We start from the raw sequence: 13,009 nt of genomic DNA, 5'->3' as shown, positions 1-13,009 counted from the left end.
GCGCATGAAACAGGTCTCCATCCGCCCCGTCTGGACCATCCAGGAGCCCGATGGCCCGCCCCTGCCGGCGCGCCTGATCGAGTTGCTGGTGCTCGTGGCCGAGCAGGGCAGCCTGCTGAACGCCGCGCGCGGGCTGGGCATGTCCTACCGCCGCGCGTGGGACGTGGTGCGCGAAGGCGAACAGCAGTTCGGGACCCCCTTGCTCGTGATGGAGCGCGGCAAGGGCTCGACGCTGACCGAGCTGGGCGCGCGCATCGTCTGGGCCGACAAGCGCATCCACGCCCGGCTGCGGCCCGCGCTGGAGACGCTGTCTTCCGAACTCGCCGAGGAACTGCGCGGCGCCCTGAGCGAAGCGCCCGCGGCCTTGCGCATCCAGGCCAGCCACGGCTTTGCCATCGAGCGGCTGATCGACCGGCTGGCGCAGGACGGCCTGAAGCTCAGCTTCTCGTATGCGAGCAGTGCCGCGGCGGCCGCCGCGCTGCGCGAAGGCGCGTGCGACGTGGCCGGTTTTCACCTGCCCATCGGGCCGATGGAGGCCATGGCGCTGGCGCACTACCAGCCCTGGCTGCAAGGCCTGGACCTCACGCTGGTGGACATCGCCACGCGCCGCCAGGGCCTGATGGTGCGGCCCGGCAACCCGCGCGAGCTCTACGCGCTGGCCGACCTCACGCGCGCCCCCGTGCGCTTCATCAACCGCCAGCCCGGATCGGGCACGCGCCTGCTGCTGGAGGGTTTGCTCAAGGCGCAGGGCATCGCCCCCACACGCATTGCCGGTTTCGAGCAGGGCGAGTACACGCACGCCGCCGTCGCCGCCTATGTGGCCAGCGGCATGGCCGATGTGGGCTTCGGGCTCGAACCCCCGGCGCGGCACTTCAAGCTCGACTTCGTGCCCATCGCCACCGAGCGCTATTTCCTGCTGTGCCGCGACGACGTGATGACCGCGCCCGCGATGCAGGCGGTGCTGTCCGCCCTGCGCGACCCCGGCTTTCGGGCCACGCTCGCGCAGTTGCCGGGTTACGACCCGGCCGACCTGGGCCGGGCGATGCCGTTCCAGGATGCGTACCGGTTCGTACTGCCCTCTGGTTGATACGCGAAAGGTATTGCTGGGAATACAAAACGAGTATTTGAACGTATCGACACCCCGACCTAGGATCGGCCCATGGGATGCACCCGATGACGCCGAACCTCAAATACTCTTCGACCGCGATCGCGATTCACTGGCTGGCTGCGCTGCTGATCCTGGCGGCCATCGCCCTGGGCGTTTACATGACCGGCCTGCCGATGTCGCCGGCCCGGCTCAAGCTCTACAACTGGCACAAGTGGCTGGGCATCACCATCCTGGTGCTCTCCGTCGTCCGCCTGGCGTGGCGCGCCACGCACCGCCCGCCGGCGGACCTGCCCATGCCACCCTGGCAGCGCCGTGCCGCCCATTGCTCGCACGGCCTGATGTACGCGCTGTTCTTCGCCGAGCCGCTGGCGGGCTGGGTCTACAGCTCCGCGTCCGGGTTTCCCGTGGTCGTGTTCGGCGTCCTGCCCCTGCCCGATCTGGTGGCGCCCGACAAGGCGCTGGCGGAGGACTTGAAGTCCGTTCACGCCGGCCTGGCGCTGGCGCTCGGGGCGGCCATCGCGCTGCACCTGGCGGCCGTGGTGCAACACCAATTCATTCACAAGGACGGCCTGCTGTCGCGCATGCTTCCGCGAACGGCTGGAAAGAACCAGGCATGAACAACCGCCTTCGCATCGGCATCGCCGCCTTCGTCCTGTCGGGCGCCAGTGTGGCGATGGCCCAGACCCTGGAGCCGGCGCAGAGCGAGATCGCCTTCACCTTCCGCCAGATGGGCGTGCCCGTGGCGGGGCGCTTCACGAAGTTCAGCGGCCAAGTCCACTTCGACCCCAAGAAACCCGAGGCCGGCAAGGTCGCGCTGCGCATCGACACCGGCAGCGCGCGCTTCGGTTCGGCGGAGACCGACGCCGAGGCGGTCAAGAGCGACTGGCTGCACGCCGCGAAGTTTCCGCAGGCCAGCCTGGATTCCGTGGCAGTCCAGGCCGTGGGCCCGGGCCGGTACGAACTGGCCGGCCAGCTGAGCATCAAGGGAACGGCCAGGGCCGTGCGCATCCCGGTGGCGCTGGCGCGAAGCGGCGCCATGACCATCGCCACCGGCGCCTTCACGGTCAAGCGGCTCGAATTCAAAGTCGGCGATGGGGACTGGTCGGACACCTCCCTGGTCGCCAACGAAGTGCAGGTGAATTTCAAACTCGCGCTGTCCGGCATGGCGGCGCTTTAACCCTCCGGTAACCACCATGAAGAAACTGTTGTCTCTGCTGCTCGCCGCATCGGCCTGCGCGTCGGCCCAATCGGCCACCTACCAGCTCGATCCGCTGCACACCCACGTCATGTTCGAGATCGACCACATCATCTCGACCAACCGCGGCCGCTTCGACAAGAAGGAGGGGGTCGTCGAGTTCGATCCGCAGGGCAAGACGGGCAGCGTCAGCCTGACGCTGGACATGAGCTCGATCAACACCGGCGTGGCCCCGTTCAACAAGCAGCTGCAGTCCAAGGACTTCTTCGATGTGGAGCAGCACCCGACGGCCCGCTTCGTGGCGGACCAGTTCGTCTTCAACGGCGACAAGGTGGTGGAAGTCAACGGCCAGCTCACCCTGGTGGGCAAGACCCATCCCGTCAAGCTCAAGGCCTTGCGCTTCACCTGCTACATGAACGGCATGCTCAAGCGCGAGGTCTGCGGCGGCGATTTCGAGGCCACCATCAACCGCAGCGCCTGGGGCATCGAGTTCGGCATCCCGCGCTTTCCCGACAGTGTGAGGCTGGTGCTGCAGGTCGAAGGGATCAAGCAGTGACGGACCGGGGTCGGCCCTCACGACGGTGCGGGAAATGAAGGACCGTTACCTGGCCCACATGCGGGACACCGCGAAGCGCCTCGAAGCGCTGTGAGTCAGCGCGAACGGATCTCCACCACCTGGTCGATGGCCCCGAACAAGGCCTCGCCCTGCGGGCCGCCGGCCAGGATGCGCACGCGGTCGCCGTGCTGAAGGTAGGGCGGCAGCCGGTCCTCGGGCTCGCCTTGCAGCTGCGCGCGCACGCGGGCTTCGGTGATGCAGGCGCTGCCCGAATCGGGGTCGGCGTTGCTGACCGTGCCCGCGCCCACGATGCTGCCCGCCACCAGGCTGCGGGTGCGCGCCAGGTGGGCGATGATCTGCGCGAAGTTGAACACCACCTCGCTGTTGGCATGGGGCTCGCCAAAGCGCTCGCCATTGAGCTCGATGCGCACGCGCCCGTCGAACATGTGGTCCTTCCAGGCCTCGCCCAGCGCGGCGGGGGTGACCGCGATGGGGGCGAAGCTGGTGGCCGGCTTGCTCTGGTAGAAGCCGAAGCCCTTCGCGAGTTCGCCCGGGATCAGGCCGCGCAGCGACACGTCGTTGAGCAGCACCACCAGCGCGATGCGATCGGCGGCCTGTTCGGCGGTGGTGCCCATGGGCACATCCTTCGTGATCACCGCGACCTCGGCCTCCAGGTCCACCAGGTGGGCGGCATCGGTGGCGCACGATGGGCTCCACGGGGCCGAGCATCACGTCCGAACCGCCCTGGTACACCAGGGGTTCGATGTCGTAACGCGGCGGGATGGGCTCCTTGCGCCATTGGTAGATCAGGCGCGCGTGGTTGCGGTAGACGGAGGCGTCGGCCCACTGGTAGGCCCGGGGCAATGGCGCCATGCAATGGGTCGGGTCGATGCGCTCGGCACCGCGCCAGCCCTCGGCTTCCAGGGCGAGGCGGCGCTGCTCCAGGCCCGGGGCCTGGGCATCCCAGACGTCCAGCAGGGCCTGCAGCGTGGGCAGGTCGCGGCCGGCGGGCACCCACTGTTGGCCGGACGGGCTGACCAGCATGAGTTCACCGTCTCGGGTGCCGTTGTGGCGGGTGGCGAGTCGCAGGTGCAGGGGACTTGGGGTCATGGGGTGGTGGTGGTCGGTGTCAGAGGCCGCGCTCGCGCACGCTCAGCGCGGAACGGAATTGTTTCTTGAGCCGGTACAGCTGGGCCGGGCGGTTGCGGCCGCCGAGCTTGGTCGCGCCGGGCACTTCTTCCAGGATGCCCAGGTCATCGAGCTTGCGCCGGAAGTTGGGCAGGTTCAAGGGCTGCGCCAGCACCGCCTCGTACACCGCGTGGAGTTCGGGCACGGTGAATTGATCGCCGCAGAGGAACGCCGGCAGCGACGAGTAGGCCGCCTTGTTGCGCACGCGCGCCACCACGCCGGCGATGATCTGCGCATGGTCGAAGGGCAGGGCGGGCAGCCTGCCCACCGGGAACCGCTGGACCGTGTCGCCCAGCACGCTGGGCGGCACCAGGGCGTAGTAGACGACGGTGAGCGACCAGCCCCGTGGATCGCGGCCGGGGCCGGAGAAGGTGCCGTACTCTTCGAGGTAGGGGCTCACGACACCCGCCTTGCGCTTGAGCACGCGCGCCGCCGCCGCGCCGGCGTGGTCGTCCTTGTCCTCGTGCACGTAGCCCCCGGGCAGGGCCCAGAGCCCCTTGAAGGGCTCGGCGTCGCGCTTGAACAGGGCGACTTCCAGCTCGCCCTGGACCAGGGTCAGGAGCACGGCGTCGACGGTGAGGATGATGGCCATGGTGGGGAATTTTTTCCGGATTCTACTGCTTAGATTCAGAACGCACCGAATAGGTGTATGGATCCATTCATCGGCAAATGTCCTGAATCAGAAAGACTAAGATGCAAAAAAAATCAAAGTAGGTATACTGGGGCCATCGACACCCACCAAGGACGGATGGACATGCGAACCAAGCTCCTGATCATTGATCCCCAGAACGACTTCTGCGACATCGAGGGCGCGGCGCTCCCGGTGGCCGGCGCCCGTGACGACCTGCGCCGCCTGGCCCGCTTCATCGACGCTCAGTCGGCTCGCCTCAGCGACATCACGGTGACGCTGGATTCGCACGCCAGCGTCGCGGTCGAGCGCACCAGCTTCTGGCTGACGCGCGAGGGTGAGGCCGTGGCGCCGTTCACCTTCATCACGGCCGCGAGCGTGGCGGCCGGCGAGCACCGGCCGCGCGATGCCCGCCTCACCGGCCAGGTGATGGCCATGCTGAATCAACTGGCCGCCGCGGGCAAGGCCGGCATGGTGGTGTGGCCGGTGCACTGCGTCACGGCCACCTGGGGCCACAACATCCAGAGCGACCTCGCCGACAGCCTCGCCGCCTGGGAGATGGCCCACCAGCGCGCGGTGGCCAAGGTGCTCAAGGGCGAGTACCCGCTGACCGAGCATTTCGGCGTCTTCGAGGCCGACGCCCCGGTGGCCTCGGTGCCGGGCACCCAGTTCAACCGCGCGCTGGCCGCCTCGGTGCGCAGGTGGGGCCGACTTCGTCGCGTTCGCGGGGCAGGCGTCGAGCCACTGCGTGGCCGCCAGCTACGACCAGTTCATGCGCTTCCTCGCCAGCGCGCCGGCTTTCGCGCCCCAGGTGGTGTTGCTGCGCGACTGCATGAGCCCGGTGCCCGGCTTCGAGACACTGGCGGACGGCCTTTTCGAGCGCGCGCGGGCCGCCGGCAGCCTGGTGCTGGGCGTGGACGAGTTCGCCGCGCGGATTTGCTGACTTCAGACCAAGACAAGGAAAGCACCATGAACTTCTCGCCCGTCGTGACCTCGCTGCTGGGCACCGACCTTTACAAGTTCACGATGCTGCAGCCCATGCTGCACTCGATGCCGGCCAACCAGGCGGAGTACCGCTTCGTGTGCCGCAACGAACCCGGCTACCCCTTGAGTGAGATCCGGGAGGAGGTCGAGCGCCAGCTGGCGCACCTGTGCACCCTGCGCTTCACCGAAGAGGAGCTGCAGTACCTGGGCGGCCTGCGCTACATGAAGTCCGACTTCATCGACTTCCTGCGCATCTTCCAGCTCCAGCACCGCTACGTGACCGTGGCCGCCGAGAGCGATCACCTGGTCATCGTGGCCCAGGGGCCTCAGATCCACGTGATGTTCTTCGAGATCTTCGTGCTGGCCATCGTCAACGAGATCTACTTCCGGCGCCTGCGCAGCGCCCGAGGTGCTGAGCGAAGGCCGCCGGCGCCTGCGCGAGAAGATCGCCCTGCTGCGCACCGTCGGCGCCCGGCGCCAGAACCCGTTCGAGTTCTTCGACTTCGGCGTGCGCCGCCGCTTCTCGGCCGCCTGGCAGGAAGAGGTGGTGGCGCACGTTCGCGAAAGAGGTGCCCGAGTTCTTCAAGGGCACCTCCAACGTGTACCTGGCGAAGAAGTACGGCCTGGTGCCGATCGGCACCATGGCGCACGAGTACCTGCAGACCTTCCAGGCCGTGGGCGTGCAGCTCAAGGGCTTTCAGAAGGCGGCGCTGGAGGCCTGGGTGCAGGAGTACCGCGGCGACCTTGGCGTGGCCCTGACCGATGTGGTGGGCATGGACGCCTTCCTCGCCGACTTCGACCTCTACTTCGCCAAGCTCTTCGACGGCCTGCGCCACGACTCGGGCGATCCGGTGGCCTGGGGCGAGAAGGCGCTGGCGCATTACGAGCGCCTGAAGATCAATGCGCACACCAAGCGGCTGGTGTTCTCCGACGGCCTGGACCTGCCGACCGCGATCGGCCTCTACGAGCACTTCGCCGACCGCATCCAGACCGGCTTCGGCATCGGCACCAACCTCACCAACGACATGGGCCTGCCGACCCTGAACATCGTGATGAAGCTGGTGAGCTGCAACGGGCAGCCCGTTGCCAAGCTCTCGGACTCGCCGGGCAAGACCCTCTGCGACGACGAGACCTTCCTCGCCTACCTGCGGCAGGTGTTCCGCATCGCGGCATACCCCTGAATTCCACTCCTTGGAATTGGGGTGGTGCGCGGTGCGATCAGGCGACCTAAGCTGCGCGGAGGTGCCACGGCCACGCCGTGCCGCCTTCCCATACCTAGACCTGGAGACACCGACCGATGACCACCCAACCCCCCTTGTCGCGCCGCCGCTTCAACGCCGCGCTCGGCGCCAGCCTGGTCCTGCCGTTCGCGGCACCCGCGCTGGCGCAGTCACAGGCTTTCCCGAACAAGCCGATCCGCATCCTGGTGCCGTTCGCGGCCGGCGGCCCGACCGACCTGATGGCGCGCGCCGTCGGCAAGAACCTCTCGACCTCGCTGGGGCAGCCGGTGATCGTCGAGAACAAGCCCGGTGGCGGTGGCGTGATCGCCATGGGCGAGGTGGCGCGCGGCCCGGCCGACGGCTACACGCTGGTGTTTCCGTCCATCCTCGCGGTGACCAACCCCGCGCTCATGCCCAACTACCCGTTCGACACGCTGCGCGACTTCGCGCCGCTGACGGTGGTGGGCTACATCCCGCACGCGCTGGTGGTGCGGCCCGATTTCCCGGCCAAGGACCTGCAGGCCCTGGTGGGCCATCGCCAAGGCCGCGCCGGGCAGCGTCAACTACGGCTCCTCGGGCAACGGCACCTCGGCCCACCTCGGCGCCGCGCTGTTCGCGCAGCGCGCCGACATCAAGGTCACGCACGTGCCCTACCGCGGCGCGGCCCCGGCGGTGCAGGACCTGCTGGGCGGCCAGATCCAGTTCATGTTCCTCGACATGAGTTCGGCGCTGGCGCAGATCAAGACCGGCAAGCTGCGCGCGCTGGCCGTGGCCCCGGCCAACCGCTTCGCCGGCCTGCCCGACGTGCCCACCGTGGCCGAGCAGGGCTACCCCGGCTTCAACGTGCACGGCTGGTACGGCCTGTTCGCGCGCAGCGGCACGCCCGCGCCCATCGTGCAGGCGCTCTACACCGAGGTGAAGAAGGCGCTGGCATCGACCGAGATCCGCGAGCTGTTCCAGAACTACGGCATCGAGGCCGGCGGCATGCCGCCCGAGGACTACACCGAGATCGTGCGCAAGGACCTTGCCATGTGGAAGCGCACCGTCGACCAGCTTCAGATCACCCTGCAGTAAGTCCATGATCATTGCGATTCCCGACGACTACCAGGACTGCGTGCGGCACCTGGACTGTTTCGCCAAGCTCGCCGGCCACGAGGTGCGCATCTTCAACGACTCGGTGAAGGGCACGGACGCCCTGGCGGCGCGCTTCGCCGACGCCGAGGCCATCGTGCTCACGCGCGAGCGCACGCGCATCGACGCCGCCCTGCTCGACCGCCTGCCCAGGCTGCGCCTGATCAGCCAGACCGGCAAGCTCGCGGGCCATGTGGACCTGGCCGCGTGCACCGCGCGCGGCGTGCGGGTGGCCGAGGGCAGCGGCGCGGGCTCGGCCACGGCCGAGATCGCCTGGACCCTGGCGCTGGCCAGCCGGCGCCACTTGGTGAGCGAAGCCAACCGGTTGCGCGATGGGCAATGGCAAGGGCATCTGGGCCAGCAGCTCAGCGGCCAGCGCCTGGGCGTCTGGAGCTACGGCCGCATCGGCCGGCAGGTGGCGGGCTACGGCCGCGCCTTCGGCATGCAGGTCTGGGTGTGGGGCCGCGAAACCTCGACCGCCGCCGCGCGCGCCGACGGCTTCGAGGTGGCGCCCTCGCGCGAAGCCTTCTTCGCGCAGAGCGATGTGATCAGCCTGCACGTGCGGCTCTACGCCGACACCGTGGGCATCGTGACGGCCGAGGACCTCGCGCGCATGAAGCCCACGGCGCTGCTGGTCAACACCAGCCGCGCCGAGCTGATCGCGCGCGGCGCGCTGGCGCATGCCCTGGCGCAAGGCCGGCCGGGTTTCGCCGCGGTCGACGTCTACGAAGAAGAGCCGGTGCTGGGCGCGAACCACCCCCTGCTGCGCCTGCCGAACGTGCTGTGCACGCCACACATCGGCTACGTGGAGAAGGACAACTACGAGCGCTACTTCGGCATCGCCTTCGACAACATCCTGGCCTATGCGCAAGGCCGCCTGACCGACGGGGTCAGTCCCGCAGCCAGCCCAGCAGCAGCGGGTTGATCGCGTCGGCCCGCTCGTACTGCACCCAGTGCCCGGCCCCGTCCACGATGCGGGTGCGGGCCTCGGGCAACGGGGCGGCCAACAGGGACGCGACGGTGGCCGGCTCGGCCGTCACATCGTGTTCGCCCCAGGCCAGCAGGGTCGGCCCGGCATAGGCCGCCAACACGCCGGCGAGGCCGCCGGCGCGCGATATCTCCTTGCTGCGGAACCGTGTGCGCACGCAGGCCTCGGTGTGCACGCGCAGCGCGAGCGGGTCGATGCCGTCGGCCGGCCCGCTGAGCATGTGCATGGCGAGGTTGTGGCGCATGGCGTGTTCCACCGCCGCCGCGTCGCCCGCGCGCCAGGCCGGTTTCCAGTTGACCAGCTCGCCCTTGGGGCGGCGCGGCCCCTGGTGGCCGCCCGTGCCCAGCAAGGCCAGGCGCCGCACCTGGGGCCGCTGCGCGGCCAGGTGCGCGGCGACCAGGCCGCCGAACGAAAAACCCACCAGCTGCACCGGCGTGCCGGGGCCGATCAGGGCGTCCAGCGTGGACAGCGTGGGGGCCAGCAGCGCGGCCAGGCCTTCGCCCTCGGGCGGATCCGAATCGCCGAAGCCGGGCAGGTTCACCGCCCACACGGTGTGCTCGGCGGCAAGAGCCTCGATGTTGCGCACCCAGTGCAGCCAGCTGCCGTGGCCGCCGTGCACCAGCACCACCGGGCTGCCGCTGCCGAAGCCGCGCCAGCAGACCTGGCCGCCGGCCCAGGCCACGCGCTCAGTGCGGGCCCGCGCCGACAAGCTGTCGATCAGCGCCGGGTCAGTCCGCATGCGCGAGCACCACCACGCCGTCGGCGGCCTTCACGCCCTGGCCTTCGGGCAGCACGAACACCGGGTTGATCTCGGCCTCGATCAGCCGCTCGCCGAGCTGCGCGGTCATCTGCGAGAACGCGACGATGGCCGAGACCAGGGCCTCGACGTCGGCCTTGGGCCGACCCCGGTAACCGTCGAGCAGGGGCCAGGTCTGGAGCTCGCGCAGCATCCCGTGCGCCACCTCGCGGCTCAGGCCGCCTTGTGGGGGCAGCATGCGCAGCGTGGTGTCCTTGAACAGCTCGGCGGTGATGCCGCCCATGCCCAGCAGGATGGCCGTGCCCAGCGCATCGCGGTGCATGCCGAGGATGAGCTCGGTGCCGCCCGACACCATCTCCTGCACCAGGAACCGCGTGGGCGCCACCCCGGCCTTGGCCCGCACCTCGTCGGCCATGCGGGTCAGGCGCGCGCCGATCTGTTCGGGCGTGACGTTGACGGCCACGCCGCCCACGTCGCTCTTGTGCGTGATCTCGCCCGTGAGGATCTTCAGCACCACGCGCTCGCCCAGCGCGCGCGCGGCCCGCTCGGCTTCGGCGGGGCTGCCCACCACGGTCTCGGTGGTGCAGGGAATGCCGAAGCGCGTGAACAGCTGCTTGCACTCGGCCTCGTTCAGCGAGCCGCTGCCGATGTCGTGCACCGCCACCGGCGCGCCCAGCGGCGCGGCGGCGTGTTCGCTCCAGCGGCGGGTCTGCAGCATGCTGTTGAGGGCCACGCTGCAGCTCTCGGCGTCGGCGAAGGCCGGCACGCCGCGCTGCGTCAGCAAGGCGGCCACCTGCGGCGCGTGCGGGCTCACGTAGGCGATCACGGGTTTGTCGCTCAGCGGCAGGCAGTCCTGGATCGCATTGGCCATCAGCTCGGGCATGGCCAGGCTGGACGAGCCCACGATGATGGTCAGCGCGTCGTAGCTCGGGCTCTCCAGCAGGGCGCGGATGGCGCCGCGCAGCAGCTCGGGCTGCAGGCCGGCCAGCGTCACGTCGATCGGGTTGCGGTCCAGCGCGGCCTGCTCGCCGGTCTGCAGCGCGCGCAGTTTCGCGGCGGTGGCCTCGTCGGGCGGTGGGGTCTCGAGACCGGAGACGCCGTAGCTGTCCGACACCAGCGTGCCGGCGCCGCCGGTGGAGGTGAGGATGCGCAGCGCGCGGGCCGCGCAGCACGCGGCCGGTGGACAGCGCCACCGGAATGTCCAGCAGGTCGCTGAAGGTCTGCGCGCGGATCACACCCACTTCCTTGAACAGCGCGTCGTACATGCGGTCGGCGCCGGCGAGCGCGCCGGTGTGCGAGACGGCTGCCTGGGCGCCGGCCTCGGAGCGGCCGATCTTGAACGCCACCACCGGCTTGCCCGCGCGCGCGGCCTTCAGCGCGGCCTGGCGGAAGCGTTCGGGGTGGCGCACGCTTTCCACGTACAGCGCGATGACCCGCGTGGCCTCGTCGTCGGCCAGGTGGTCCACGAAATCGGCGAGGTCCAGGTCCACCTCGTTGCTGGTGGAGATCAGCTTGGACAGGCCGATGCCGCGCGCCGCCGCGCGCGAGAGCAGCGCGCCCAGGATGCCGCCGCTTTGCGAGACCACGCCCACCGGGCCCGCCGGGAAGTGGTCCATCTCCAGCGCGCCGCTGGCCGAGAGCACGATGTTGTCGGTGAGGTTGACCAGGCCGATGGTGTTCGGGCCGAGCAGGCGCATGCTGCCCGCGGCCTCGCGCAGCTGCGCCTGGCGGCGCGCGCCTTCTTCGCCGGTCTCGGTGTAGCCGCTGGCCAGCACGATGGCGGCGGCCGTGCCGCGCGCGGACAGGTCCGACACGGCCTTGTGCGCGCGCTCGGCGCCGAGCAGCACGATGCCCACGTCGGGCACGGCCGGCAGCGAGGCCACGTCGGGGTAGCAGCGCAGGCCGTCGATGTGCTCGGCGCGCGGGTTGATCGGGTAGATGTCGCCGGTGAAGCCGTGCTTGCGCAGGTAGGCCACCGGGCGGCCGGCGGTTTTGCCCGCGTCGGCCGAGGCGCCGATGACGGCGACGCTGCGCGGCTGCAGCAGCCGGGAGATGGGGGTCACGGGGTTCATGCCTGGGGCGCGGCTTTGTTCAGGAAGGCCATCACCGAGTCGCGGTGCTCGGTGCTGGTGTAGCAGATGCCCTGGGCCTGGCTGCCCTGGGCGAAGACCTGCTGCGCCGGCAACTCGAAGGTCTGGTTCAGGATGGTCTTGCTCAGCGCGAGCGCGGTGGCCGAACCCTGGCTGAGTTCGCGCGCCCAGGCCTGGGCGTCGGCCAGCAGCCGCTCCGCCGAGGTCTTGCGGTCCACGATGCCGAGCGAGAGCGCCTCGTCGGCGTCCACCTTGCGGCCGGTGAAGATCAGCTGCTTCGCGGTGGACAGGCCCACGCGGCGCGGCAGGAAGTACATGCCGCCGCCGTCGGGCACGATGCCGCGGTGGATGTACGACCAAGTGAAGCTGGCCCATTCGCTGGCGATGACGAAATCGCAGGCGAGGGCGGTGTCGGCGCCCAGACCGGAGGCCGCGCCGTTCACGGCCGCGATCACCGGCTTGGGCATGGTGTGCAGCAGCATCTGCGTGTGGTGCACGCGCTGCTGCCGGTGCCAGCCGTTGAAACCCACCTCGCCAGCCGGGGCGTTCATGCGCTTTTCCATGCCGGCCACGTCGCCGCCCGCGCAGAAGCCCTTGCCGGCGCCGGTGAGCACCAGCGCGCGGATGGCCTTGTCGGCCGCGACCTGCTCCAGCGCGTGGATGAACTCCGCGCGCATGGCGTCGCTCATGGCGTTGCGTTTGTCGGGCCGGTTCAGCGTGAGCGTGGCGATGCCGGTGTCAACCTGCAGATCGATCAGGGGAGGCGTGGACATGGTGGGTTCCAGAGAGAGGGGAGGTCAGTTCGAGGTGATGTTGTTTTCTTTGACGATCTTGCGCCAGCGCGCTTCTTCGGCGCGCACATAGGTCTCCAGCTCGGCCGGCGCCCCGGCGCTGATCACCAGGCCTTCCTGCTCGACCTTCTTGCGGAACTCGTCGGTGCGCAGCGGCCTTCTTCGCGGCGGCGTTGAGCTTGGCGATCACGTCGGGCGGCGTGCCGGCGGGCGCGTACAGGCCGTACCAGCTCTCCATCACGTAGCCGGGAATGGTCTCCGCGATGGCCGGCACGTTCTTGAGCACCGCCGAGCGCTCGGCGCCGGTCACGCCCAGCGCGCGCAGCTTGCCGCTCTCCAGGCCCGAGGACACGGCGGTGGCGGTGCCGAAGAT

General features: G+C 69.7%; 10 protein-coding genes and 5 pseudogenes. 8 read left to right on the top strand and 7 right to left on the bottom strand.

The annotated features are described in order from the left end of the window. The first annotated feature begins 4 nt into the window (after window positions 1-4). From ACFJGX_RS00075 to ACFJGX_RS00060, 4 genes are all read left to right on the top strand, one after another. Window positions 5-1,087 (top strand): substrate-binding domain-containing protein, encoded by a 1,083-nt coding sequence (locus tag ACFJGX_RS00075; protein ID WP_382323144.1) that lies wholly within the window; start codon window positions 5-7, stop codon window positions 1,085-1,087. Window positions 1,088-1,173: 86 nt separating this feature from the next. Continuing rightward, window positions 1,174-1,725: a cytochrome b gene (locus ACFJGX_RS00070; protein ID WP_382323145.1), complete on the top strand. Its 552-nt coding sequence runs from the start codon at window positions 1,174-1,176 to the stop codon at window positions 1,723-1,725. After that, window positions 1,722-2,285, top strand: coding sequence for a YceI family protein (locus tag ACFJGX_RS00065; protein ID WP_382327479.1), 564 nt, complete (start codon window positions 1,722-1,724; stop codon window positions 2,283-2,285). Before ACFJGX_RS00070 ends, ACFJGX_RS00065 begins: the two co-directional genes overlap by 4 nt. Before the next feature lie 16 nt (window positions 2,286-2,301). Next, the gene (locus ACFJGX_RS00060; RefSeq protein WP_382323147.1) at window positions 2,302-2,859 is read left to right on the top strand and encodes a YceI family protein; all 558 of its coding nucleotides are present in this window, start codon (window positions 2,302-2,304) and stop codon (window positions 2,857-2,859) included. A gap of 95 nt (window positions 2,860-2,954) precedes the next feature. On the opposite strand, the gene ACFJGX_RS00055 is transcribed toward ACFJGX_RS00060, so the two are convergent. From ACFJGX_RS00055 to ACFJGX_RS00045, 3 genes and pseudogenes are all read right to left on the bottom strand, one after another. Beyond that, window positions 2,955-3,539, bottom strand: a complete 585-nt coding sequence (locus tag ACFJGX_RS00055) for a fumarylacetoacetate hydrolase family protein (protein ID WP_382323148.1) — start codon at window positions 3,537-3,539, stop codon at window positions 2,955-2,957. A gap of 235 nt (window positions 3,540-3,774) precedes the next feature. Beyond that, window positions 3,775-3,903: pseudogene (locus ACFJGX_RS00050) on the bottom strand (FAA hydrolase family protein); the annotation flags it as partial. 85 nt (window positions 3,904-3,988) lie between these two features. Beyond that, window positions 3,989-4,639 (bottom strand): NUDIX domain-containing protein, encoded by a 651-nt coding sequence (locus ACFJGX_RS00045; RefSeq protein WP_382323150.1) that lies wholly within the window; start codon window positions 4,637-4,639, stop codon window positions 3,989-3,991. A gap of 1,005 nt (window positions 4,640-5,644) precedes the next feature. On the opposite strand from ACFJGX_RS00045, the pseudogene pncB reads away from it, so the two are divergent. The 4 genes and pseudogenes from pncB (at window position 5,645) to ACFJGX_RS00025 (ending at window position 8,935) form a co-directional block, all read left to right on the top strand. Then, window positions 5,645-6,840, top strand: a pseudogene (gene pncB, locus ACFJGX_RS00040) (nicotinate phosphoribosyltransferase). A gap of 116 nt (window positions 6,841-6,956) precedes the next feature. After that, a pseudogene (locus ACFJGX_RS00035) lies at window positions 6,957-7,352 on the top strand (Bug family tripartite tricarboxylate transporter substrate binding protein); the annotation flags it as partial. Window positions 7,353-7,377: 25 nt separating this feature from the next. After that, the gene (locus ACFJGX_RS00030) at window positions 7,378-7,953 is read left to right on the top strand and encodes a Bug family tripartite tricarboxylate transporter substrate binding protein (RefSeq protein ID WP_382328829.1); all 576 of its coding nucleotides are present in this window, start codon (window positions 7,378-7,380) and stop codon (window positions 7,951-7,953) included. Between the two features lie 4 nt (window positions 7,954-7,957). Continuing rightward, window positions 7,958-8,935: a D-2-hydroxyacid dehydrogenase family protein gene (locus ACFJGX_RS00025; protein ID WP_382323153.1), complete on the top strand. Its 978-nt coding sequence runs from the start codon at window positions 7,958-7,960 to the stop codon at window positions 8,933-8,935. Here ACFJGX_RS00025 and ACFJGX_RS00020 read toward each other — a convergent pair. From ACFJGX_RS00020 to ACFJGX_RS00005, 4 genes and pseudogenes are all read right to left on the bottom strand, one after another. Then, complete coding sequence (locus ACFJGX_RS00020; RefSeq protein ID WP_382323154.1) at window positions 8,901-9,737, bottom strand: alpha/beta fold hydrolase; 837 nt, start codon at window positions 9,735-9,737, stop codon at window positions 8,901-8,903. The two genes, ACFJGX_RS00025 and ACFJGX_RS00020, sit on opposite strands and share 35 nt — an antisense overlap. Next, window positions 9,727-11,827: pseudogene (locus ACFJGX_RS00015) on the bottom strand (acetate--CoA ligase family protein). Before ACFJGX_RS00015 ends, ACFJGX_RS00020 begins: the two are co-directional and overlap by 11 nt. Then, a complete protein-coding gene (locus ACFJGX_RS00010) occupies window positions 11,824-12,618 on the bottom strand; it encodes an enoyl-CoA hydratase/isomerase family protein (protein ID WP_382323155.1) in 795 nt (264 codons plus the stop codon). Before ACFJGX_RS00010 ends, ACFJGX_RS00015 begins: the two are co-directional and overlap by 4 nt. Window positions 12,619-12,642: 24 nt before the next feature. Next, window positions 12,643-13,009: pseudogene (locus ACFJGX_RS00005) on the bottom strand (Bug family tripartite tricarboxylate transporter substrate binding protein); the annotation flags it as partial.

The organism is Hydrogenophaga sp. UC242_50 (assembly GCF_042697355.1).
Classification (GTDB): domain Bacteria; phylum Pseudomonadota; class Gammaproteobacteria; order Burkholderiales; family Burkholderiaceae_C; genus Hydrogenophaga.
Note: the sequence above shows the minus strand (reverse complement) of the source record. Positions and strands in the feature narration are given on the sequence as shown.

Excerpts from the sequence above, each read along its gene's own strand:
- ACFJGX_RS00075 (WP_382323144.1), top strand. The coding sequence starts at position 5 with ATGAAACAGGTCTCCATCCGCCCCGTCTGGACCATCCAGGAGCCCGAT.
- ACFJGX_RS00070 (WP_382323145.1), top strand. The coding sequence starts at position 1,174 with ATGACGCCGAACCTCAAATACTCTTCGACCGCGATCGCGATTCACTGG.
- ACFJGX_RS00065 (WP_382327479.1), top strand. The coding sequence starts at position 1,722 with ATGAACAACCGCCTTCGCATCGGCATCGCCGCCTTCGTCCTGTCGGGC.
- ACFJGX_RS00060 (WP_382323147.1), top strand. The coding sequence starts at position 2,302 with ATGAAGAAACTGTTGTCTCTGCTGCTCGCCGCATCGGCCTGCGCGTCG.
- ACFJGX_RS00045 (WP_382323150.1), bottom strand. The coding sequence starts at position 4,639 with ATGGCCATCATCCTCACCGTCGACGCCGTGCTCCTGACCCTGGTCCAG.
- ACFJGX_RS00025 (WP_382323153.1), top strand. The coding sequence starts at position 7,958 with ATGATCATTGCGATTCCCGACGACTACCAGGACTGCGTGCGGCACCTG.
- ACFJGX_RS00020 (WP_382323154.1), bottom strand. The coding sequence starts at position 9,737 with ATGCGGACTGACCCGGCGCTGATCGACAGCTTGTCGGCGCGGGCCCGC.
- ACFJGX_RS00010 (WP_382323155.1), bottom strand. The coding sequence starts at position 12,618 with ATGTCCACGCCTCCCCTGATCGATCTGCAGGTTGACACCGGCATCGCC.